Here is a 22,106-nt window from a genome sequence, read left to right as displayed (position 1 = left end):
TTTTTCGCGGGCGGCGACGGGGATCGGATGCATTTCGACCTTCCGGGATACGGGCTGATGCGCCTGCGCGCGGCAGGTATCGCATCGGCAGAATGGACCCGGCATTGCACCTATTTCGATCCTGACCGGTTCTATTCCTATCGACGGTCCGTACATGAAAAGGACCCCGATTACGGGCGTCTGATTTCCACCATCGTTCTGTGATTGGGGCACAAATCGGGCGGACCTTGCCACCCTGCTGTCCCATTGTTTCCAGATCGGGACCAATCAAGCGTCAATCAGGCAACAAACACAGGCGTTCCAGACCCGCCACAATTGCGCATCCGGGTCTTTGAAATTTTCTGAGAATTGTTTCCATTGGCCCCAAACATGCCCGATTGCACCGCCATTCTGTTTCTCAACGGGCAACAGACCCAGAGCATTGAGCAGAGGACAGACCATGACAAACGCACGCTTCATCAAATCGGTGACCGACGCCGCCAAGCAAGATGCACCACAAATGCCGTGGGCGCGGGGCAAACGTCGCGCGGCTTTTGTCGCCAAGCGCAAGGCCGCATCGGAGATGCGCAAGTCTGCCTGAGAGGCGAATCGAATTGTGGCAGAGCTGCCCCGTTTCGTGTGAACAATGTCTTGAGCGGCGCGCCATTGGTGCGCCGTTCTTGGTTTATATCCCCGATTCTTTGACAATTTGCGGCAATTTTAAGAATTAAACCTCATAAACTTGACACAAGGACGCGTTCCGTCTGTCGTCGTCGGTGGGGGCCGATACGGATGTGACTGGTACTACGAGGTTACTTTTTATATATGACGTCCCCTGCTGCCCTGCGCGCCCCGCGCGCAATTGAAGAACTATTTGCGACGCCCATGGCTCGGCCTGACCATACTCCACTCCGCACATTCGAGGTTGCGGCACTGCGCGCCGACGGGTCGCGCAGCATCGGCACGTTCAAGGCCCCGGCCCTGCCGCTGTTTGAATCCGCCTTCTCGGCCTTTGCGCGTGGTGTGGTGTTGTCCAGCCCCAACGGCGGTATTGCGATCGAGGATTTGCAGCCGGGTGATTGGCTGAACACCTCATCCGGTGATCCGGCGCAGGTCATTTGGATCGGGTCGTCAACTTTTGTGCCATCGGATATGGGGCGCCGCATTCCGCTGATCCGGGTCATGGCGGACAGCTTTGGTCAGCAGCGCCCAAGTTCATTCCTGACCGTGGGTCCCGGCGCGCGACTGCTGCAAACACCAGCGCATCTGCGCGGCACAACCGGTGGCGAACCCCTGCTGACGCCTGCGTCGAAGTTCGTGGACAACGTCAATGTCATCGAAGTCGTTCCACCGACCCCCATTCGCCTGTTCCACATCTGCCTGACGCGCCACGCGGCTGTGGATGTCGGAGGAATCGCAGCCGAAACCTTCCATCCGGGTATGAACGCCACGCGGCAGGTGACGCATGCGCAACGCGACCTGTTCCTGTCGATGTTCCCCCACATCTCACGCGTGACGGATTTTGGGCCACTGGCCCATCCGCGTGCCCCGGAACGGGACAGCGTCAGCAGTTGACCGCAAAGGTTGGGGCGCTCAGGCTGATTTCGCCAACCGCTCTTCCAACACATCGAACGGCACGCCGGGAGAATCCTTGGCCTGCCGGATCACCAGCGACGTCTTGACCGAGGCTACGTTCGGCGTCGTCAACAACTCGCCCGTCAGAAAGCTTTGAAAGCTGGACAGGTCGGGGGCCACGCATTTCAGGATAAAGTCGACCTCGCCATTCAACATGTGGCATTCGCGAACCAGCGGCCACGCACGGCACTTGTCTTCAAAGGCGCTCAGATCGGCCTCGGCCTGGCTGGCCAGCCCCACATTGGCAAAGACCTGCACCTCGAACCCCAGCTCGTGGCTGTCCACATCCGCATGGTAGCCACGGATGTAGCCGCTTTCCTCAAGCGTACGCACACGGCGCAGGCAGGGCGGCGCAGAGATACCGACTCGTTTCGCAAGTTCGACATTGGTCATGCGACCATCGGCCTGCAGTTCTGCCAGAATTTTCCGGTCAATCGGATCGAGTCGCGTGCTCGCCATCAAAGCCCCCGTGATTTTGCGGTTGTTATAACACGCCCGCAGGGACGCGCAATAATGTTTCACGATTGCGCAATTTTCCGAAATGGCGCGTTGCGTCAGCTGCAACCCGGCTGCCCATTTCCTGGGTTCAATCCTGTGCGTCCGGCGTCTATATCAGACAGGCTTTCAAACACCAGACGGGGGTCAAAATGGCTGAGACGAAGCGCACCAAGGTTCTGATTATCGGCTCGGGTCCTGCGGGATACACGGCAGGGGTCTATGCCAGCCGCGCCATGCTGAACCCGATCCTTGTGCAAGGGATCGAGCCCGGCGGCCAGTTGACCACCACCACCGAGGTCGAGAACTGGCCCGGGGATACCGAGGTTCAGGGCCCCGACCTGATGATCCGCATGCAGGAACACGCCAAGGCGATGGGCACCGAGGTCATCGGCGACATCATCACGTCCGTCGACTGGTCCAAACGCCCCTTCGTCGCCCAATCCGACAGCGGCACCGAATACGTGGCGGACAGCGTCATCCTCGCCACCGGCGCCCGCGCCAAATGGCTGGGTCTGCCGTCCGAGGAAAAATTCAAAGGCTTTGGCGTCTCGGCCTGTGCCACCTGTGACGGGTTCTTCTATCGCGGGCAGGAGATCGTCGTGATCGGCGGTGGCAACACGGCCGTCGAAGAAGCGCTGTTCCTGACCAACTTCGCCTCCAAGGTCACGTTGGTCCACCGCCGGGACGAGCTGCGGGCCGAAAAGATTCTGCAGGACCGCCTGTTCAAGAACCCCAAGATCGAACCGCTGTGGTTCCACCAGCTGGAAGAGGTCTATGGCACCGACAGCCCGCTGGGGGTCGAGGGCGTGAAGGTCAAGAACGTGCAAACGGGCGAGATCACCGACATCCCCGCCAAGGGCGTCTTTGTCGCCATCGGCCATGCCCCTGCCAACGAGTTGGTTAAGGACGTGCTGGAAACCCATATGGGCGGCTACGTTGTCACCAAGCCCGACAGCACCGAAACCTCGATCCCGGGTGTGTTCGCCGCGGGCGACATTACCGACTGGCAATACCGCCAGGCGATCACCTCTGCTGGCATGGGTTGTCAGGCCGCGCTTGAGGCCGAACGCTTCATCGCAGAAACCGAAAACAGTGCCGAGGAACTGGCGGCTGAGTAAACAAATACACTAAGGCGTATCCAGCGCCTTCTCCAAGGCCTGCTTCAATGCATGGTATTCCCGCTGCGGGATTCCGGTCATTGCGGCACTCACAGAAGACAGTTCATCTGCATAAGCGTCGGGGGCCGCAAATAGGGCCCCCGGTGCTATGAACTGGCTGTCAGTAAGATCATACCGCTCGCCACGGATTCGGTTGTAGTAGTGCCAAACCCCTGGCAGCCGCGTGCGCAGCACGTCTCCACCAAACATATCGTAAATCACCGCAGCTGTGACATTGCATTGTCCCAACGCCGGATTGTGTGCCTTCCATTGCACGGCTGTTTGCAAGGACCAGGCCTTGTGGAGAGCAGTGCGCACCGCATGTTCATCAAAAATCATCTGTTGCCTGCATCCATTCTGCTGCACATGCATCCTAGCGCGGCAGCCCGGGTGCGCAACGCAACCACTGCGCAACGCCTTGACCACAGACACCACCCCGGTCACCTTGCATCAAACGAGAGACATAAAGGGCAGTCATGGCGCACGCGATCTGGCGCGGCAGTTTGGCAACACGGATCAGGATCTTCAGTGGCCTGATCCTGATGCTCTATCTGACCTTGCACATCCTGAACCTCGCAACGATCCTGATTTCACCCACGGCCTTTGACACGTTTCAGGCCGCACGCCTTTGGGTGACCCGGTCGGCTGTGGGCACGGTCATCATCATATCGGCCTTTCTCGCACATATGTTCCTGTCGCTGGGCAAGGTGGTCGCAGCGCGCACATTGCGAATGCCGCTGAGCGAATGGGTGCAGATCGTACTGGGCCTCTTGATCCCCATCATGTTGGTGGATCACCTGATCTACACACGCGCCGCGCACGAGATGCTCGGCGTCACAACAATGTTCGGATACATTACCCGGCTACTGTGGGACACGACAGACGGCTGGGCGCAAGCCGTGCTTTTGATCGTGGCGTGGAGCCATGGCGTGATCGGCCTGCACATGTGGCTGCGCCTGACATCCTGGTGGCAACGGGCCATCCCTTGGCTGATCGGCATCGCAGTCACTTTGCCGACGCTGGCCCTGGTCGGATACGTCACCTTTGCCCGCACGATCGACGGATTGCTCAGCAATCCACGCGCAGAAGAGGTGGCGCATGCGGCATGGAACTGGCCCGACGCAGAGGGGTTCGCGGCCCTCGCCAACGCTTCCAACAGAATGACGCTGGCGGTCTGGGCCATTCTGGGCCTTGCGACCGCGGCTTTTCTGGCGCGCCGCGCGCTCGCGGCCATCGCCCGCCCCATCCGCATCCATTACGTGGACGGGCCCAGTGTGCGGGCACCACGCGGTCAGACCATTCTTGAAACCTCCCGCAGCAGCGGCGTCACCCATACGGCTTTGTGTGGTGGACGGGGTCGATGCACGACCTGCCGTGTGATTGTCGAGGAAGGGCTGGAAGACCTGCCTCCCCCGTCAGAGGCAGAACAACGCAGCCTGATCGCCGTGAACGCGCCACCCAATGCGCGGCTGGCCTGCCAGGTGCGTCCCACAAGCTCGGTTCGGGTGTTCCGCGTCTTTGACCGCGATGGCAAACGCGGGCGCGCCCATGCCAGCCAAGGCAAAGAGGCGCAGCTGGCCGTTCTGTTTCTGGACATGCGCGGGTTCACGGCCCGGACGGATGGGCAATTGCCCTATGACGTCGTGCATTTGCTGAACCGCTTTTTTGACGAGATTGTGCCCCCCATAAATGCCGCTGGCGGGACAGTGGACAAGTATATGGGCGATGGGCTGATGGCGGTGTTCGAAACCGCGACGGCCGAGATATCCGCCCGCTCGGCCATTCAAGCGGTTGAGGGTATCGGCAAAGCCCTTGCAGACTTCAATGAACGACTGGACAGCGAAGGCAGTGCGCCGGTGGCCATCGGGATTGGCGTGCATCTGGGCAACGTCGTGTTGGGTGAAATCGGCGCCGCAGGGCACGCCCCCCGCACGCTGATCGGAGACACGGTGAACATTGCGTCACGTCTGGAAAGCGAAACAAAGGCCCGCGGCGCACAAGTGCTTGTGTCGATGGATACGCTGCACGCCGCAGGTCTGGACGCGCCTGAGGATGTGGTGGTGTCCTTGTCTCTGCGCGGGCGCGAGGCCCCGCTGGAGGCGGTCCCCCTGTCCAATGCAACAGATATCGGCGCCCTTGCGCTGTGGGTTGCCGCGCCTGCCTGACACGCTTGACGCCGCTCACAGGGCCGTTACGCATTTACCACAACTGCGGAAATCCGCGCATTGTCAAAGTTTGTTCTTTCGTGAACAAACTTTTTGTGAAATGTGTTCACGCGTGAACGCAACCGAATGCATGTGATGTCAGCCGCACCCAAATCAACACCGGAAAGCGACGACCAGTTGTTCCGCCTGTTGCGGCAGCTGGACCAAGCCTCTGGTGTCACGCAACGCACTATGGCGCAAGAGATTGGCGTGTCCCTTGGACGCCTCAACACGCTTTTGCGGCGGGCCACCGATGCGGGCTTTGTTCAGGTGAACGACATGGATGGCCCGGACAAGCGGCAGCGCTTTTCCTATGCGCTCACAACGCGGGGAGCCGCCGAAAAGAACAGGCTCACCGATCAATTCCTTGCCCGCAAGTTCGCGGAATACGACGCACTTTTTGCTGAACTGACCGGCACCACGTCCGGGTTAAACCCCCTGAAACACAGGACCAAATTGATGGAAAATAACCTTGCTCCGATCCCCGAGCTGTATGTTTCATATGACAGCGCGCAAAAGCTGAAGATGGATGCGGCTGAGCTTGTCAGCTGGGATCTGACGCCGCGCCAGATCTGCGATCTTGAACTGTTGATGAATGGCGGGTTCAACCCGCTCAAAGGGTTTTTGTCCGAGGCGGACTACAACAGCGTTGTGGACACCATGCGCACCACGGACGGAGCGCTGTGGCCCATCCCTATCACGTTGGATGTAAACGAGAAATTCGCAGACGGTCTGGAAATCGGTCAGGACATCGCCTTGCGCGATCAGGAAGGCGTGATCCTCGCCACCATGACGGTGACCGACCGCTGGACCCCCAATAAGAGCCACGAGGCCGAGAAAGTCTTTGGCGCCGATGACAGCGCCCATCCGGCCGTGAACTACCTGCACAACACCGCGGGCGAGATCTATCTTGGCGGTCCGATCACCGGCATCCAACAGCCCGTGCACTATGATTTCCGCGGTCGCCGCGACACGCCAAACGAGCTGCGCGCCTATTTCCGCAAGATGGGTTGGCGCAAGGTTGTGGCTTTCCAGACTCGCAATCCGTTGCACCGCGCGCATCAGGAGCTGACCTTCCGCGCCGCCCGTGAGGCCCAGGCCAACCTGCTGATCCACCCCGTTGTGGGTCTGACCAAGCCGGGCGACGTGGACCATTTCACCCGCGTGCGCTGCTACGAGGCGGTGCTGGACAAGTACCCGGCATCGACCACGTCCATGTCCCTGCTGAACCTGGCCATGCGTATGGCGGGCCCGCGTGAAGCAGTCTGGCACGGCCTGATCCGCAAGAACCACGGCTGCACCCACTTCATCGTCGGTCGCGATCACGCAGGCCCCGGCAAGAACTCGGCCGGTGAGGATTTCTATGGCCCCTATGACGCGCAGGACCTGTTCCGCGATCATCAGGAGGAGATGGGCATCGAAATGGTCGACTTCAAACACATGGTCTATGTGCAGGAGCGCGCCCAGTATGAACCCAATGACGAGATTGCCGACAAGGACAATGTCACCATCCTGAACATCTCGGGCACCGAGCTGCGCCGCCGTCTGTCCGAAGGCCTTGAGATCCCCGAGTGGTTCAGCTTTCCGGAAGTTGTCAGGGAACTGCGTCGCACCAAGCCGCCACGCTCGCAGCAGGGCTTTACCGTGTTCTTCACCGGCTTTTCCGGCTCGGGCAAGTCGACCATTGCAAACGCCCTGATGGTCAAGCTGATGGAGATGGGTGGCCGTCCCGTGACGCTGCTGGATGGCGACATCGTACGGAAAAACCTGTCCTCGGAACTGGGCTTTTCGAAAGAGCACCGCGACCTCAACATCCGCCGCATCGGCTATGTCGCGTCCGAGATCACCAAGAACGGCGGTATCGCGATCTGTGCGCCCATTGCCCCCTACGCGACGACCCGCCGGGCCGTGCGCGAGGATATCGAGCAGTTTGGTGCCTTTGTCGAAGTGCACGTTGCCACCTCAATCGAGGAATGCGAACGCCGCGACCGCAAGGGTCTGTACAAGCTGGCGCGTGAAGGCAAGATCAAGGAATTCACCGGCATCTCTGACCCCTATGACGTGCCGGCAAATCCTGAACTGAGCGTCGAGACCGAGAATGTGGAGGTGGACAACTGCGCCCACCAGGTCATCCTGAAGCTGGAAAGCATGGGGCTGATCGCGGCTCAATAAGGCGGGGCGGAGGACACCTCCGCCTTACTAGAAAGTCGTAAGGCGCACCTATCTGGTGCGCCTTTGTCGTTTTGTCCCCGCGGGGACAGCCTGTGCGATGCCATCAGGCCATGTTTAGTATTCTGTGTTCCGTCAGGAAAATCAGGTGCTTGCGCGGCGCGCGGTGCGATTGCCAGATGTTAACCATGCAAATGGCACACTGCCCGATGAAGGCGGGCGGCGCATCAGGATGCGCCTTACCGGGGCGCGCTAGAGGTGCAGGCGGCCGCTCATCAGGATATGCGCCTGCCCTTCCACGACCACCCCGGTGATGGCGTCACGGGCCCCTTGTACGACCACCCGTGCCTGTCCGGGACGGCCCAGACCGTGCCCCTGTTCCGCTGTGAAGCTAGGCTCTTTGATCAATCCCTCGGACCAGAGATAGGCCGCCATGGCCCCTGTGGCGGAACCTGTAAAGGGGTCTTCAGGCGGGCTGGGTGGTGCCATGAGCAGGCGGGCAAAGGTGTCACCGGCCTCGGTCGCGCCGTCGAGTGTGCACCAGAACGGCTCCATCACATCTGTGCCATGCACGCCCAGCGCATCGAGATAGGTCTGGAAAGCATCCATGTCGAAGCGGGCCTGTTCCAGCGTGGCACGGTCCTTGAGCAGAGTGATCGTGAAGGGCAATCCGATCGAGACAACACGCGGGGGATGGACAATTGCATCCTCGGGCAAACCACCAACGGCTGCGACCAAAACAGGATCGGGGCGCACACCGTATGTGGGGGCCACTTGCGTCATGCGAACGGACATACCGTCCACCTCGACCGGGATGATCCCGGCGTCAGTTTCGAGGGTCAGGGAACCATCCGTGATCAGATCGCGGTGGCGCAACGCCGCGACCGTGGCCACCGTTGGGTGACCGGCAAATGGGATTTCACGGCTGGCCAGGAAATAGCGGACGCGAATGTCGGCCACGTCGGACGCGCCCGTGAAGGTGCATTCCACCAGAGAGGTTTCGCGCACAAAGGCCATGCACGTCGCGTCGTCCAGCCCAGCGCCGCCATGTACCACGGCACAGCCATTGCCACCAAAGGCCTGATCGGTGAATGCGTCCACCCAATCGACATCAAAACTCATGCTCTGCCCCTTTCACATTGCGCCGCGCTGTCACGGCCCGAACAGCGCATTGCTTGGACACAAGGTCAAGTCGAAGGCGTGGTTGCTGCGGGCCCTGCTAGACGGGTGTTAAGCGAGTCAAATCCGGGCGTTCCGGGCAAGGTCGGAAACGGAAACGCGGCTGAGTTCATTTTCGAACACCTGCCTGGCCGCGCCCATTGCGGCCCTTGTCGCATCGCTTGCGGCATGTTCCAGCAGACAGGGCGAGGAAGGCTCTGGTGCGCCGATGGCAAAAACACTGGGTGAGCCAAGCGCGATGTAGACATCCATCAGACTGATGTCAGTCAGCGGGCGTTGCAGGTGCCAGCCACCGCCGTGTCCCTTGGTCGATGTCACAAGGCCGTGCTGGCGCAGTCCGCCCATCGTGCGTCGCACCAGTGACGCATCCAATCCGAACATCTCGCCCATGCGTTCGGATGTCACTGGCTCATCAATCTCGTCGAGATGCAGCAGTATGTGCAGCACCCGTGGGAGCCGGTTGTCTGTTCTCATGACGCACACATATCCGGCCTCGCGTCTTGTGACAATTGTTATCACGAGAGATTGACTCACTCATTCATGTGACACTAAAAGTCACATGAATCACTCACAGGTGGACTGCCGTCATGTCAATGCCTCGCACCGCATCCCCGTCTGCGACAAGGATCCAATGGATCGCCGTTTGGGCCCTTTTGCTTGCAGCCTTTGTGTCCTTGCTGGACGTAACGGTGGTGAACCTCGCCGTGCCGCACATTGCGCGGGACCTTGGTGCGACGGGTACGCAATCCCAGTGGATCTTGCTGGCCTATCTGGTGCCATTTGCCGCGTTGCTTTTGCCATTGGGACGGTTTGGCGACGTCTTGGGGCGCCGCCGCCTTTTTCTGATCGGCATTCTTGCATTTGCCGTCGGCGGGCTTGTGGCTGGCACCGCGCAGCACATCGCAACCCTGATCGTTGCCCGCACCTGTCAAGGTATTGGCGCGGCGACCATGATGCCGCAGGTCCTCGCCCTGACCCAGGTGATCTTGCCACCAGCGCAAAGGCGGCGCGCGGTTGGGTATTTCGGCTTGGTAAGCGCGCTGGGGGCAATCACAGGACCGATTGTCGGTGGTCTGATCCTGACCATCGATCCCTTTGATCTGGGCTGGCGCATGGTTTTCCTTGCGGCACTACCACCCTGCATTCTGTCAGCTGCTGTCGTCGCTGTGTTTGGGGCCCGTGACGCCACCGGGGCTTTGAAGAAGCTTGACGTCCGGAACGGTGCACTGGTCGCGCTAGCCGTCACGGGATTGGTTTATGCCGCCGTGCAAGGCCGGGCGTTTGGGTGGCCCATCTGGATCATGGCCATGCCGCCGCTCAGCTTGCTGGTCCTGGCCTATGTGGCGCGCAACCAACTGTATCACATGCGTCGCGATGTCGAGCCGTTGTTGCCCGGTGCGTTGTTACTGTCCCGCCCCTTTCTGCAAGGAGCTGCGATGATCCTCTTGGTCTTTTGCGGCATCACGGGGGTTCCGTTCCTTTTGGCCCTGGCCTTGCAGGCGGGCCCGCAATTGTCGCCTGGGGCGGTCGCTGTTGCATTGGTCGCGCATCCATTATTCGCCGCCATGGGAGCAGCCGTTGCCGGGCGCATCGCACCGGCAAACCGGTGGACGCTGCCCTGCCTTGGATCGGCCTTGACCGGCGGCGGTGTTGTTATGGTCATCCTGGCCTTCTGGACCTTTGGCGACGGCATCAGGGTCTGGTCCCTGCTGTTGCCCCTATCGATGATCGGGTTTGGTATGGGGCTGAGCAATGTTTCTCTCATGTCGAACACGCTGGCGCTTGCGCCAAAGGAGTTTGCCGGCGCAGCGTCCGGCGTCATTCAAACCGGGCAGCAGATCGGTATCACCCTTAGTATCGCCATCGTTGGTGGTCTGTACCTTGGAAACCCGCAGGCCACGACAGCTGAGGCTGCCGCGATGGCACTTTTGTTTCCAGCGATTGTCTTTGCAGCGGCCACGGCCCTGTGCGGTCTTGGAGCGCGTTTTCAACGACTTGCGGTGACAGGTTGAGCCAACACCCAGCCACTCTCCAGGTGTTTCTGGCGACCCCCGATGCTCTAGCACGGGTTGGGAAGGGAACGCTCGGCCGGGAAGCAGTCTGTCGATCGTCGTGTGGCACAGAAAATGCTGTCCGTTGACCCGCTTCACGGCAGTAAACGGGACAAGATTGTGTCGATCATCGACAAGGGGCAGCGGTGGCGCACGATAGCAGCGAGTCAGATCCGCGGAATAGAAAACGAGATCGCGGACGTGCTCGGCGAGAATGGGCGCGAGGTCATGCGCAAGTGTCTTATTGAACTGTTGTCCAAGACGTCCCCTTAACAGGGGACCAATGCGTTACAGTTAGCCTGCGGTTGACGGATGCAATGCAATTGATTGCACGGCGATTTGATCGCTGGCCTTCCCAGCGATCACAGGTGGGTTGTCTGGTCACCAAAGTGAAGTCCGCGCAATACGGAGCAGGACGGCGTGCCGTTGGCTATTGGCAGTGGCCAGAGCGGCTTTGTCATCAATGCAATGGTTGGGGTGCGTAGTCGTGCTGACGCGCCAGCGCAAACGCTAGCTTGCGGTCGGCAACAAGCGCCAGCTGCTGCCCTTCGGCATCGTGCACGGCAAAGAGCTGATCCAGCCCTTCGGCCTGATCCTGTACCTCTTGTGGCAACGCATCGACGTCAATGGCCTTTACATAGACCATCCGGCCCACATCGGCGTTCAAATCATAAGGCGTGTTCATGACTTATCCTTTCCTGATGTTGATCGTCTGGACGATTGTTTCCGGTTTGGACCGGGTGAGGTCCACGTGAAGCAGGCCGTTTTCCATGATGGCTTCGCCCACTTCAACGCCGTCAGCGAGGACAAAACTGCGCTGGAACTGACGTGCGGCAATACCACGGTGCAGAAAAACCCGTTCTTCGGTGTCTTCTGCTTGCCGTCCCCGGATCACCAGCTGGCGATCTTCCACCGTGATCGAGAGATCATTTTCCGCAAAACCGGCCACGGCCAGCGTGATGCGATAGGAATAGTCAGATGTCTGTTCGATATTGAACGGCGGGTAGCCTTCAGAGCTTTTGGCTGTGCGTTCCAGCAGCCGTTCAAGTTGCTCGAATCCCAGCATGTGTGGGTACGAGGCAAGGGTCATCTTCGTCATGCGACACGTCCTTTTGGTCAAGCGACAGTCTGTATCCGCCCCTGATGCGGCAGCGGATGGTATAAATATGGGCAGAAACCTTGTTGGGAACAAGGTCTAGGCGTATCGCAGGGTTGTGATTATATTAAAGCCTCTGCAATTGCTTGGAATCGCGTCATGAATGCCCCTTCTGATATCTCGATGAAGACCGACGAGGTATTGCGCGTTGAACTGGAAGTGTTCAAGCGCGAGCATCGTGATCTGGACGAGGCCATTCATGCCTTGCAGGAAAAGGCCACTGGCGACCAACTGACCATACAGCGCCTGAAGAAGAAAAAGCTGATGCTGAAGGATAAGATCGCGATCATCGAGGATCGCTTGACCCCCGATATCATCGCCTGATCCCTAGTCGCCGCGCGTGAGGCTGCGCCAGCCGTCCTCGTCCACCGACTTGAGCCGTGCCAGAGCGCGTTCGGCATCCGCTCGGATCGTGTCCCTGCTTTGATCCTTCAGGTCTTCGATCTGGGTCACAAGTTTGTCGATTTCGGGCAGGTCCGTCTTGGTGGCTGCCGCGAGGGTTTGCAGTGCTTCGAGAACCTTGCCCAGTTGCGTGCCGTAGCTGGCCACGTCTGTCTGGATCTTGGCCTCAATCTCGGCACTGCCCGCAATGTCCGGGGACAATATGCGCGGCACGATTTCCTGTGTCACATCGCTGGAAAACGGGGCCCGGAACATTGGCGCCCAGACGTCAAATGGGGTCATCATTTTGCAATCTCCTGATCTCAATACATCGAGCGTCGCCGCAGTGCAGCATCATGTCAAATGAAACCCGCCGCGCCGCCATTGCCCCGCGCCGCGATCTGGCTATAGTGCGCGCTTTCTGACCGCAGGGCGAATAGAGATGACAGACACCCCTCCCCCCGTTGGCATCATCATGGGCAGCCAGTCGGACTGGCCCACCATGCGTGAAGCTGCCGAGATGCTGGATGCGCTGGAGGTGCCGTATGAGGCACGCATCGTGTCCGCCCACCGGACACCGGATCGGCTTTGGGATTACGGCAAGACGGCTGTGGACCGGGGATTGAAGGTGATCATTGCGGGCGCTGGCGGTGCGGCGCATCTGCCCGGCATGATGGCGTCAAAGACCCGCGTGCCTGTGATTGGTGTCCCGGTCCAGACCAAGGCGCTGAGCGGGGTTGATAGCCTGTATTCCATCCTGCAGATGCCGCGCGGTTTTCCGGTGGCGACCATGGCAATCGGTGCCGCCGGTGCGGCCAATGCAGGGCTGATGGCCGCGGGTATTCTGGCCGTGTCGGATGTGGCCTTGGCCGAGCGGTTGGAGGCGTGGCGCGACGCCCTGTCCGCATCCATCCCAGAGGTGCCGAGTGATGACTGAGCCACTGGCGCCGGGATCGACCATTGGCATTCTGGGCGGTGGCCAATTGGGCCGTATGCTGTCCGTTGCTGCAAGCCGATTGGGCTTTCGCACGCATATCTTTGACCCGTCTGTCCAACCACCAGCGGGTGATGTCGCCCATATGGTGACAACGGCCCCCTACGAGGACAACGACGCCCTTTACGCCTTTGCCACAACGGTTGATGCAGTCACCTACGAGTTCGAGAACATACCCACACTGACGCTGGACGCCCTTGAGGACCACGTGCCGATCCGCCCGGGCCGCGAAGCGCTGCGGGTGAGCCAGGATCGTTTGGTGGAAAAGGACTTTCTGACCGGTCTGGGGCTGAAGACTGCTCCCTACGCCGACATTCCCAATGTGGACGCGCTGACCAAGGCGATTGCCGATATCGGCACACCGGCGATCCTGAAAACCCGTCGCTTTGGTTATGATGGCAAGGGGCAGGCCCGTATCATGGATGCAGCGAGTGCAGAGGCCGCACTCGCCGAGATGAACGAGGCGCCTGCGATCCTGGAAGGCTTTGTCGAATTCAGCCACGAGGTGTCCGTCATCGCGGCCCGTGGGCTGGACGGGGCTGTGGCCTGCTTCGATCCCGGCGAAAACGTGCACAAGGATGGTATCCTGCACACCACCACCGTTCCTGCCCGCCTGAGTGTCAGCCAACGCACCGACGCGGTCTTGCTGGCTGCCAACATCCTGAATGCACTGGATTATGTAGGCGTGCTGGGCGTTGAGTTGTTTGTCACTGCTCAGGGTCTGATCGTGAACGAGATTGCGCCGCGTGTGCACAACTCAGGTCACTGGACCCAGAACGGGTGCGTTGTGGATCAATTTGAGCAGCACATCCGCGCAATTGCGGGCTGGCCGCTGGGAGATGGGCAGCGTCATTCAGATGTCGTCATGGAAAACCTGATCGGGGATGATGTGGATCGGGTTCCGGCACTGGCCGCCGAGGCAGGCACCGCCGTGCATCTCTATGGCAAGGCAGAGGCCCGTCCGGGCCGCAAGATGGGCCATGTGAACCGGGTGGTCGGCTAGGCCGCTGCCACGAAGCGTTGCGCGATGTCGCCAGACATGTAGCTCACCCGCCCACCCGACAGCGTGGCGGCCACGCGGTCTGTTTCATCGAGGATCACGATATCCGCCCGCTTGCTTGGTGAAAGCGTCCCGCGATCCGTGAGCCCCAGCACCTTTGCCGGGCCAGATGACACAAGCGCCCAGGCCCCGGCCAAATCCATCACCCCACTTTTGGCCAGCATCAGCGCGGCGCGGCGCGGCGACGGGTAGTGGTAGTCAGACGCGATTGCGTCGCAGACCTCCATGGTGATCAGATCAAGCGCGGAGGCATTGCCCTTGTGCGATCCGCCCCGCACGACATTGGGTGATCCCAGAACGACGAGGTCGCCCGCGGTATGCGCGGCCTCCGCCGCCTCAGCTGTTTCGGGGAACTCGGCGACTGTGGCCCCACGGGTGCGCCACGTGGTGCGCTGATCACTGGTATGGTCATCGTGACTGCCGATTTGGATGCCTTGCTGCCGAAGCTGCGCACATAGTGTATCAAGTGCCTTGGGCACCTCGTCGCCGCGCGCATGCAGGTCCAGCAGCATCTGGAAGTGGACATCCGGGTTCCGTCCGGCCTTGAGCGCTTGCCCCGTCAGGCGCGGCGGTTTGCGTCCCTCGGCCAGTCGGTCATGCGGCAGATGATCGTTGAACACGACATAGCCCACCTGCCAGTCTGCAATGCGTTGCGGCAGCTCCGCATAGAGGTCGAGCATATGGGTTTCGAAGCGCAGTTGCGGGCGCAGATCCGTCACCACGTCGCCGCGTGTGGCGATCATGGCGTTGAAGACCTGCTCGGCAAAGTCGAGGCTGCGCAACCCGCCTTCCCAACTGATGAACTGGGCCAAGACGGCGGTGGTGATGCCGTTGGCCGCGATCTCGGCCTCGGCGGCCACGATCCCTTCGTTCATCTGCTTCATCGCGCCGCGACGTGGGGCCATGTGCCGTTCGAACCCGTCGCCATGCACGTCGATGATGCCGGGCAGGATGCGGTAACCCCTCAGATCGACCGACCGGCCCGTAGGCGCATCGACCACAACGCCATCGGCCATCGACAGGCGGGCGGTTTCCAGTCCGGAGGGCTGCAGAACCGCACCGCCAACCAGATCAATTTTCAGCATCATCGCGTCCTTGCAGGCAATCTCCGTCCGGACATCCCAACTGTTCCAGCACGGCATCAATCCAGCGCAGTTCGCGGTCAAAGACGCCGTTGTCAAGGAAGGTCAGTACCTGCGCGATGACATTTGGGTTGTTCATCATGAAGGTGTGGGTGACAGGCAGCACGATGTGATCGGCCATACCCGCCACCGGGGTGGCCACCACCGACACCTTTCCATCATCCCGCCCCGGCAAGAGTGACGAGAAATACGGATTGAGGGATTGCTCGCCAGCGATGATGCCCACCGGGTACGTGACGGCGGGCAAACTGCGCGGAAGGCTGTCCTCACCTGTGCCCAGTTGCCGACCCGCGGGGCCGTTGAACCAGCCAAACGCCTCTAGATCTCCCAGCTCATCCACCACTTCGCTGCCCCTGTTGGGTGGGGCCAGCATTACGACACGTCCAAGATTGGGGGGCACGAAGTGGTTTGCGAACCAATAGCGCACGAGAATACCACCCATCGAATGCGTGACGAAGTGCACGGTGTCGTTGCCACAGGTTTCGATGGCTTTGGGCACAACATCCCGTGCCAGAGTCTCGACCGTTTCATTGGTCGACGGATAGCCCGGGCGCACCACCCGGTATCCGTCGGTGAGCAGCGCCTGTTCCATCACCAGCAGCGACGTTTCTGTCCGGGCAAGCCCGTGCAGCAACACAACGCAATCCGCGCGGGCACTTGCGGCCATCAGAACCAGAACAAGGGCGGCAATCCATCTCATACTCTTGAGATAGCCCCATGCGCCCGCTTATGGAATGATAACGCGTCGTCGCCCTTGGAAAGGTTTTGCCCATGCGCCCGAAATCCCCCCGCATTGCCGTCCGCGCTGTGATCGTCGAGGACGAACGCCTGTTGATGGTCAACGCATGGCACACGGCCAAAAGCGCGTTGATGTGCGCTCCCGGAGGCGGGGTTGAGGTGGGCAGCAGTCTGCCCGACAACCTGGCGCGTGAGGTGCATGAAGAAACAGGGCTGACAGTCGAGGTTGGCGCGCCTTGTCTGGTCAACGAATACCATGATCCGCCCAGCCAGTTTCATCAGGTCGAGGTGTTCTTTCGCTGCACCATTGTGCCGGGGACGCTGCGCCCGGAGGTGTGGCACGATGCCGAGGCGGTCGTGACGGAGCGGCGTTGGTTGACGGCAGAAGAACTGTCGCAGGTGCCGCACAAGCCTGACAGCCTTGGGGCCGTTGCCTTTGGTGGTGCTGGTGTCAGCTACGACCCGATTGAGCCTTTGATGCGGTAACTGCCGTGGCGATACCGCCAATGACCAGCGCCGCAGACAGCGCAAGCGTGAGCGACAGGGATTCGCCCAAAAGCAAGGCACCGCCCGCGATTGCGATGATCGGTACACTCAGCTGCACCACCGCCGCTGTCTGACCCTGAAGCTGTGGCAGGACCGCGTACCATAAGGCATAGCCAAGCCCCGACGTCACAGCCCCCGACAAGATGGCGAGCGCAATGCCCGATGGCGCCGCATGCAGTCCCGAGCCAAGCAACAACACCGCCAGGAGTGGCATGGCAACGACAAAGTTGGCTGCGGTGGCGGGCAGCGGGTCCTTTGCCCCTTTGCCCGCAAGGGTGTACGCGGCCCAGCCAAGTCCAGCGATGACCATCAAGAGGGCACCGGCGAAATCTCCGCCCGTGCCGTCCGTGGGCCAGAGGGCAATCAGCAACCCGGCAAAAGCAATGCTTGCCCCTGTCACCTGACGCGTCGTGGGCCGCGCGCCACGTATGGCCGACCAGCCGAACATGCTGACCTGTACGGTGCCGAACAGGATCAGTGCGCCAAGGCCCGCGTCCAGGGTCACGTACGCCAGCGAGAATCCGATCATGTAAGCCGCGAGGCTGGTGGCGCCGACAAGCCGCCCGCGTTGCATAATCGGCAGCCCCCCACCCCGCACCGTCAGGATCATGCAAAGGGCAATCGCCCCGGCAAAAACGCGGACCATCGCAAAGCTGGATGGGTCGATGGCACCGCTGTCCACCGCCATACGGTTCAGCACCGAATTGGCGGCAAAGGCGATCATGGTGAGGCAGGTCAAAAGGATCAGGCGCATGGTATCAGCGGTGTGGAATGCCGAGGTTGCCAATGGCAAGAGCCGTTTCAAGGTCTGACAGAAAGTTGTGGACCTGGGCGGGGCACGTGAAGTGATATCTGGTCTTCTCCCGAGGTGCGTTTTCATAGAGCACGCGTGCCTTTTCGCGGGCGCTGATGCGCGTCCGCCAGATGAAGGACAGGAATTCCCAATCCAACTGTTCCGGGCAGCCTTCGGGCAGGTCCGGCCGGCTTTGACCGAGATAGCGCAGGGACCGCCATAGCACGCGGCGCATTCGCCGTCCGAACGGCAGGTCGAGCCAGATCAACGTATCGGCCCGAGCCAGCCGCTCGGGCCACGTCACGGAGTGTCCGCCCTCGAAGATCCACTTGGGCCGTTCAATGGCGTCGAGGGTCATCTGCGTCTTCTCGGCCCTGTCACGCTCAACCCATCCGGATTTCCAGTGGATGTGATCGATATGGATGACGGGGAGAAACGTCTTGTCCCCCAGATGCCGCGCCAGGGTCGATTTGCCGGATCCGGGCTGTCCGATGATCATTACACGCTGCATGTGTCGGACCGTGACCCAAAGTGCAGACAGGTGCAACGGGTCGTGCGAGCGTGAGAGCGTCACTGGCAATCGGAACACGTCCTGCCCTTAGCGTCGAGACCTCTTGTCTTTGTTCACCATACCGCCATATAGTTAATATACTAACTATATGAGGAGTCTACGATGACCGAACTCAGCCTGTTTGCCACTATTCGTCCAAAACCCGAGCACAAATCAGATGCCCTTGCAGCAATCAAAGGTATTCTGGCGGCCACGCGCGCCGAGCCGGGATGTCATCGGTTTGAGTTGAACGTGGGCGCTGAAGACACCGGTGCGATACACCTTGTGGAGCATTGGGCGGACGACGCAGCCCTCGATGCGCATTATGACATGGACTACGTCAAAACAGTCTTTGCCGACTACGAGAAGTGGCTGGCCGCCCCGGTCGAGATTGTGCGGATGCGCCGGTACGCCTGATGTTCTTTCTAAAGGAGCTGCCCAGCCGCGAGATGATCGACGGCGTGATGGCAGAGGTGGATGGCGTAACACCCGACCAGGTGCGCGACGTCTTGCAACGCTTGCGCGCGGCCAGCGTCTTGCTGCGAGACATTGAGGCTTTTTTACGTGACCATGGATTGTCGCAAACGCAGTTTCTGTCGTTGATGATGATCGTCCGGGAACCTGATCGCGACAACCTGTCCGCAGCCGAGATCGCCAAGCGGCTGGACGTGTCAAAACCGGTGCTGAGCAAAGCGATTGGAAGCCTGATGGACAAAGGGCTGATTGCCCTCGCCGCCAAGCAACCCGCCGACCAGCGCCAAAAGCAGCTGAGCCTCACAGAAAAGGGGCACGAGGTTTTTGCCGGTGTCCTGCCCGGCTACTATGCGCTTTTGCACACGTCGGACGTATGACCAGTTGAGGGCGTGCCGGTCCACCAGTCGATGTGGTCAAACCGTTGCAGGTATACACTCGGACATCTTGCCGGGGCGATGCTGCCCCTTTCAACCTGAAGCGCAACCGGCGGGCAGTCGCGTCGCCCGCTCAAAGTAGTCTTCGCTGAGGCAAAACGTAACTATTGCTGTTGCATTAAATTCGCAACTTAATAAGTTACGTAACTTGCATGTCAGGCAAAGGAGTGATGCATGTCAGATACTCGTCTTCCGGTTACAGTCCTTTCGGGTTTTCTCGGAGCAGGAAAAACCACGCTGCTGAACCGTGTCCTTAACAATCGCGACGGTCGCCGGGTCGCAGTAATTGTGAATGACATGTCCGAGGTAAACATCGACGCCGATCTGGTGCGCGCGGACACGGAATTGAGCCGGACAAATGAAACTCTGGTCGAGATGTCGAATGGCTGCATCTGTTGCACTTTGCGTGACGATCTCTTGGACGAAGTGCGTCGCCTGGCTGCCGAAGGACGTTTCGACTACCTGTTGATCGAATCCACCGGCATTTCCGAGCCATTGCCGGTGGCTGCAACGTTCGACTTCAGGGATGAGGCTGGTGACAGCCTCTCGGATGTTGCGCGACTGGACACGATGGTGACGGTTGTCGATGCGGTGAACCTGTTGAACGACTTTTCATCACACGACTTCCTGCGCGACCGCGGCGAGACCATGGGAGAGGAAGATGAACGCACGCTTGTCCACCTTCTGACCGACCAGATCGAATTTGCGGACGTGGTCATTCTGAACAAGGTCGCTGACGCGGGGTCAGAAAAGGTCGATGCCGCACGCAAGATCATCCGGAGCCTCAACGCAGACGCGGAGATCATCGAAACCAATCAGTCTGTGGTCGATGCTGGGAAAATCCTCGACACAGGTCGCTTCGATTTCGAGAAGGCGCACGAACACCCCATGTGGGCCAAGGAGCTGTATGGATTTGCCGACCATGTGCCGGAGACGGAAGAATATGGCGTGGCGTCTTATGTCTATCGGGCGCGGCTTCCCTTTGTCCCGGAGCGTATTCTTGACGTTCTGAACGGTGATCTGCCGGGCGTGATCCGGGCCAAGGGGCATTTCTGGATATCAACCCGACCCAATTGGGTGGCCGAGTTTTCGCTGGCCGGTGCGCTGTCTAGCGTCCAACCGCTAGGCACCTGGTGGGCCTCAGTGCCCGAAGACCAACGCCCGACCCATGAAAGCGCCCGCGCCTATATGCAGGCGCATTGGCAGGAACCATGGGGGGACCGCCGCCAAGAGATCGTTTTCATTGGCGCAGGTATCGATTGGCCAGCATTGAAGGCGCGATTGGATGCGTGTCTGGTTCCCGCCGTTGCAGCCGGCGGACCGGATGACTTACCGGACTACCCTGACCCCTTTCCGATTTGGAAACGGGTGGAGGATGCGGCATGAATCTGGTGCGAGAGGTCCTCAGAGACGCCGCCATAGGTGTGGCGGTTGCCGACGATCCGGCACCGCTTGACGCGTTCCTGAAACCGGGATGTGCGGCCGCGATATGGCGGCGGCAATCCCCACCGGATGTCCAAAGCTGGTTGGACGCACTTGACCCGGATGTTCTGCCGCACGGTCGCCTATTGATACCAACCAGCGCCGTGGCTGAGACGCTCGGCAACATGTTCGATCTGTCCGGTTTGCCATCTGGACCCGAGCGGGACTGGCTTCAGGCCGATATCAATCTGCTTTCCGACACGTTTGCGGACCTGATGTCTGCCGCTTTCCTGCGGCTGCGTTTGGACATTGTCACAACCAATGCCTGCCGGAGGTTCCACATCGACGCCGTAACAGCGCGATTGGTCTGCACCTATCGCGGCACCGGCACACAATACGGCGTGTCGCCCCATGGGAACGTACCAGAACACGTGTTCACTGTCCCAACGGGTGCACCGATCCTGTTGCGCGGCACAATTTGGCCAGAGCAGCCGCCGTCCGGCCTTTTGCATCGCTCGCCCCCGATCGAGGGCACTGGCGAAACCCGTCTTGTCCTTGTGCTGGATCCCATCTCTGACCCGGACGAGGAGACATAATCCGAAACCGCCGGCAACCAAGCACCTGACTGCTTGCACAGAGGGCCGAACAAATACCACAAAAAAAGAGGCCGCCCTGTTGGACGGCCTCTCTCAATTTCAGCGGTACAAAGCTTCTGCAGAGCAGAAAGCCTGATTACATCATGCCGCCCATGCCGCCCATGTCGGGCATTGCGGGCGCGCCGCCGGCGCCTTCTTTGGCAGGCTTGTCCGCCACCATCGCTTCGGTGGTGATCAGGAGCGATGCAACCGAAGCCGCGTCTTGCAGAGCTGTGCGGACCACTTTGGCGGGGTCGATCACACCGAAGTTGAACATGTCACCATATTCTTCGGTTTGAGCGTTGAAGCCAAAGGTCACGTCGTCGCTTTCGCGGATCTTGCCAGCCACAACGGCACCGTCGACACCAGCGTTTTCAGCGATCTGACGCAGCGGCGATTCGATGGCTTTGCGCACGATCGAGATACCGACGTTCTGGTCGTTGTTCTCACCGGTCAGGCCGTCGAGCGACTTGGCCGCCTGAACCAGCGCAACACCGCCGCCCACAACAACACCTTCTTGCACAGCAGCGCGTGTCGCGTTCAGGGCGTCATCGACGCGGTCTTTACGCTCTTTCACTTCGACTTCGGTCATGCCGCCGACGCGGATCACGGCAACACCGCCTGCCAGTTTGGCAACGCGCTCTTGCAGCTTCTCACGGTCGTAGTCGGACGTGGTTTCTTCGATCTGCTGACGGATTTGCGTGACGCGGGCTTCGATTTCCGCCTTCTCGCCGTTGCCGTCGATCACGGTGGTCTCGTCCTTGGTGATCTGAACGCGCTTGGCGGTGCCCAGCATGTCCATGGTCACGTTCTCGAGCTTCATGCCCAGATCTTCGGAGATCACCTGGCCACCGGTCAGGATCGCGATGTCCTGCAGCATGGCTTTGCGGCGGTCGCCGAAACCAGGTG

At 60.3% G+C, this 22,106-nt stretch carries 28 protein-coding genes; 16 read left to right on the top strand and 12 right to left on the bottom strand.

Translation table 11 applies throughout. The features are described from left to right. The 3 genes from AC6RA8_RS13670 to AC6RA8_RS13660 all read left to right on the top strand — a co-directional run. The coding region (locus tag AC6RA8_RS13670) for a laccase domain-containing protein (protein ID WP_500353291.1) at nt 1-204 on the top strand (204 nt) is incomplete at its 5' end. 235 nt (nt 205-439) lie between these two features. Further along, nucleotides 440-580 (top strand): hypothetical protein, encoded by a 141-nt coding sequence (locus tag AC6RA8_RS13665; RefSeq protein ID WP_500353290.1) that lies wholly within the window; start codon nt 440-442, stop codon nt 578-580. A 284-nt stretch (nt 581-864) separates the two neighbouring features. After that, a complete protein-coding gene (locus AC6RA8_RS13660; protein WP_500353289.1) occupies nt 865-1,554 on the top strand; it encodes a Hint domain-containing protein in 690 nt (229 codons plus the stop codon). A gap of 18 nt (nt 1,555-1,572) precedes the next feature. Here AC6RA8_RS13660 and AC6RA8_RS13655 read toward each other — a convergent pair whose 3' ends face one another. Continuing rightward, nucleotides 1,573-2,073, bottom strand: a complete 501-nt coding sequence (locus AC6RA8_RS13655) for an Lrp/AsnC family transcriptional regulator (RefSeq protein WP_189369478.1) — start codon at nt 2,071-2,073, stop codon at nt 1,573-1,575. Between the two features lie 188 nt (nt 2,074-2,261). Between AC6RA8_RS13655 and trxB the strand changes: the two genes are divergently transcribed. Beyond that, the gene (gene trxB / locus AC6RA8_RS13650) at nt 2,262-3,230 is read left to right on the top strand and encodes a thioredoxin-disulfide reductase (RefSeq protein WP_500353288.1); all 969 of its coding nucleotides are present in this window, start codon (nt 2,262-2,264) and stop codon (nt 3,228-3,230) included. A 9-nt stretch (nt 3,231-3,239) separates the two neighbouring features. On the opposite strand, the gene AC6RA8_RS13645 is transcribed toward trxB, so the two are convergent. Next, nucleotides 3,240-3,608: a YunG family protein gene (locus AC6RA8_RS13645; RefSeq protein ID WP_500353287.1), complete on the bottom strand. Its 369-nt coding sequence runs from the start codon at nt 3,606-3,608 to the stop codon at nt 3,240-3,242. Nucleotides 3,609-3,745: 137 nt separating this feature from the next. On the opposite strand from AC6RA8_RS13645, the gene AC6RA8_RS13640 reads away from it, so the two are divergent. After that, entirely contained in the window at nt 3,746-5,434 is a 1,689-nt protein-coding gene (locus tag AC6RA8_RS13640) for an adenylate/guanylate cyclase domain-containing protein (RefSeq protein ID WP_500353286.1), read from the top strand. A 135-nt stretch (nt 5,435-5,569) separates the two neighbouring features. Next, nucleotides 5,570-7,645, top strand: a complete 2,076-nt coding sequence (locus tag AC6RA8_RS13635; RefSeq protein WP_500353285.1) for a bifunctional sulfate adenylyltransferase/adenylylsulfate kinase — start codon at nt 5,570-5,572, stop codon at nt 7,643-7,645. A gap of 249 nt (nt 7,646-7,894) precedes the next feature. On the opposite strand, the gene AC6RA8_RS13630 is transcribed toward AC6RA8_RS13635, so the two are convergent. Continuing rightward, nucleotides 7,895-8,764 (bottom strand): PhzF family phenazine biosynthesis protein, encoded by an 870-nt coding sequence (locus AC6RA8_RS13630; RefSeq protein WP_500353284.1) that lies wholly within the window; start codon nt 8,762-8,764, stop codon nt 7,895-7,897. Between the two features lie 117 nt (nt 8,765-8,881). Continuing rightward, nucleotides 8,882-9,295, bottom strand: coding sequence for an RrF2 family transcriptional regulator (locus AC6RA8_RS13625; RefSeq protein ID WP_500353283.1), 414 nt, complete (start codon nt 9,293-9,295; stop codon nt 8,882-8,884). 113 nt (nt 9,296-9,408) lie between these two features. Between AC6RA8_RS13625 and AC6RA8_RS13620 the strand changes: the two genes are divergently transcribed. Next, nucleotides 9,409-10,833: an MFS transporter gene (locus AC6RA8_RS13620; protein WP_500353282.1), complete on the top strand. Its 1,425-nt coding sequence runs from the start codon at nt 9,409-9,411 to the stop codon at nt 10,831-10,833. A 114-nt stretch (nt 10,834-10,947) separates the two neighbouring features. Further along, a complete protein-coding gene (locus tag AC6RA8_RS13615; RefSeq protein ID WP_500353281.1) occupies nt 10,948-11,145 on the top strand; it encodes a hypothetical protein in 198 nt (65 codons plus the stop codon). A 187-nt stretch (nt 11,146-11,332) separates the two neighbouring features. Here AC6RA8_RS13615 and AC6RA8_RS13610 read toward each other — a convergent pair whose 3' ends face one another. Beyond that, nucleotides 11,333-11,557 carry a DUF1150 family protein gene (locus AC6RA8_RS13610; RefSeq protein ID WP_039684249.1) on the bottom strand — a complete coding sequence of 75 codons (225 nt, stop codon included), beginning with the start codon at nt 11,555-11,557 and terminating at the stop codon, nt 11,333-11,335. 3 nt (nt 11,558-11,560) lie between these two features. Beyond that, nucleotides 11,561-11,971, bottom strand: coding sequence for an Hsp20 family protein (locus AC6RA8_RS13605; RefSeq protein ID WP_189369470.1), 411 nt, complete (start codon nt 11,969-11,971; stop codon nt 11,561-11,563). Nucleotides 11,972-12,127: 156 nt separating this feature from the next. On the opposite strand from AC6RA8_RS13605, the gene AC6RA8_RS13600 reads away from it, so the two are divergent. Beyond that, nucleotides 12,128-12,352: a YdcH family protein gene (locus AC6RA8_RS13600; protein ID WP_189369469.1), complete on the top strand. Its 225-nt coding sequence runs from the start codon at nt 12,128-12,130 to the stop codon at nt 12,350-12,352. Nucleotides 12,353-12,355: 3 nt separating this feature from the next. Here AC6RA8_RS13600 and AC6RA8_RS13595 read toward each other — a convergent pair whose 3' ends face one another. Then, a complete protein-coding gene (locus tag AC6RA8_RS13595; RefSeq protein WP_500353280.1) occupies nt 12,356-12,715 on the bottom strand; it encodes a hypothetical protein in 360 nt (119 codons plus the stop codon). A gap of 136 nt (nt 12,716-12,851) precedes the next feature. On the opposite strand from AC6RA8_RS13595, the gene purE reads away from it, so the two are divergent. Beyond that, on the top strand, nt 12,852-13,346 hold the full coding sequence (purE, locus tag AC6RA8_RS13590) for a 5-(carboxyamino)imidazole ribonucleotide mutase (RefSeq protein WP_500353279.1): 495 nt from the start codon (nt 12,852-12,854) through the stop codon (nt 13,344-13,346). Continuing rightward, the gene (locus AC6RA8_RS13585) at nt 13,339-14,406 is read left to right on the top strand and encodes a 5-(carboxyamino)imidazole ribonucleotide synthase (RefSeq protein ID WP_500353278.1); all 1,068 of its coding nucleotides are present in this window, start codon (nt 13,339-13,341) and stop codon (nt 14,404-14,406) included. The genes purE and AC6RA8_RS13585 overlap by 8 nt, the downstream gene beginning before the upstream one ends. On the opposite strand, the gene AC6RA8_RS13580 is transcribed toward AC6RA8_RS13585, so the two are convergent. Then, complete coding sequence (locus AC6RA8_RS13580) at nt 14,403-15,551, bottom strand: alpha-D-ribose 1-methylphosphonate 5-triphosphate diphosphatase (RefSeq protein WP_500353277.1); 1,149 nt, start codon at nt 15,549-15,551, stop codon at nt 14,403-14,405. The two genes, AC6RA8_RS13585 and AC6RA8_RS13580, sit on opposite strands and share 4 nt — an antisense overlap. Further along, complete coding sequence (locus AC6RA8_RS13575; protein WP_500353276.1) at nt 15,535-16,305, bottom strand: alpha/beta fold hydrolase; 771 nt, start codon at nt 16,303-16,305, stop codon at nt 15,535-15,537. The genes AC6RA8_RS13580 and AC6RA8_RS13575 overlap by 17 nt, the downstream gene beginning before the upstream one ends. Nucleotides 16,306-16,376: 71 nt before the next feature. Here AC6RA8_RS13575 and AC6RA8_RS13570 point away from each other — a divergent pair, with 71 nt between their 5' ends. After that, complete coding sequence (locus AC6RA8_RS13570; protein ID WP_299210253.1) at nt 16,377-16,829, top strand: NUDIX domain-containing protein; 453 nt, start codon at nt 16,377-16,379, stop codon at nt 16,827-16,829. Here the strand turns inward: AC6RA8_RS13570 and AC6RA8_RS13565 are convergent. Next, nucleotides 16,795-17,694, bottom strand: a complete 900-nt coding sequence (locus AC6RA8_RS13565) for a DMT family transporter (protein WP_500353275.1) — start codon at nt 17,692-17,694, stop codon at nt 16,795-16,797. The genes AC6RA8_RS13570 and AC6RA8_RS13565 overlap by 35 nt on opposite strands. Beyond that, the gene (locus tag AC6RA8_RS13560) at nt 17,648-18,193 is read right to left on the bottom strand and encodes an AAA family ATPase (RefSeq protein ID WP_500353274.1); all 546 of its coding nucleotides are present in this window, start codon (nt 18,191-18,193) and stop codon (nt 17,648-17,650) included. The genes AC6RA8_RS13565 and AC6RA8_RS13560 overlap by 47 nt, the downstream gene beginning before the upstream one ends. Before the next feature lie 162 nt (nt 18,194-18,355). On the opposite strand from AC6RA8_RS13560, the gene AC6RA8_RS13555 reads away from it, so the two are divergent. From AC6RA8_RS13555 to AC6RA8_RS13540, 4 genes are all read left to right on the top strand, one after another. Further along, a complete protein-coding gene (locus AC6RA8_RS13555; protein WP_500353273.1) occupies nt 18,356-18,649 on the top strand; it encodes a putative quinol monooxygenase in 294 nt (97 codons plus the stop codon). After that, entirely contained in the window at nt 18,649-19,083 is a 435-nt protein-coding gene (locus AC6RA8_RS13550) for a MarR family winged helix-turn-helix transcriptional regulator (RefSeq protein WP_500353272.1), read from the top strand. The genes AC6RA8_RS13555 and AC6RA8_RS13550 overlap by 1 nt, the downstream gene beginning before the upstream one ends. Nucleotides 19,084-19,314: 231 nt before the next feature. Beyond that, nucleotides 19,315-20,526: a GTP-binding protein gene (locus AC6RA8_RS13545; RefSeq protein WP_500353271.1), complete on the top strand. Its 1,212-nt coding sequence runs from the start codon at nt 19,315-19,317 to the stop codon at nt 20,524-20,526. After that, the gene (locus AC6RA8_RS13540; protein WP_500353270.1) at nt 20,523-21,158 is read left to right on the top strand and encodes a DUF1826 domain-containing protein; all 636 of its coding nucleotides are present in this window, start codon (nt 20,523-20,525) and stop codon (nt 21,156-21,158) included. Before AC6RA8_RS13545 ends, AC6RA8_RS13540 begins: the two co-directional genes overlap by 4 nt. 136 nt (nt 21,159-21,294) lie before the next feature. Here AC6RA8_RS13540 and groEL read toward each other — a convergent pair. Further along, a partial coding sequence (gene groEL / locus AC6RA8_RS13535) for a chaperonin GroEL (RefSeq protein WP_500353269.1) occupies nt 21,295-22,106 on the bottom strand: 812 nt, incomplete at its 5' end.

The sequence above is a fragment of the Tateyamaria sp. genome, from assembly GCF_059783535.1.
The sequence above is the reverse complement of the archived record's forward strand: the minus strand, read 5'-3'. Positions and strand labels throughout refer to the sequence as shown.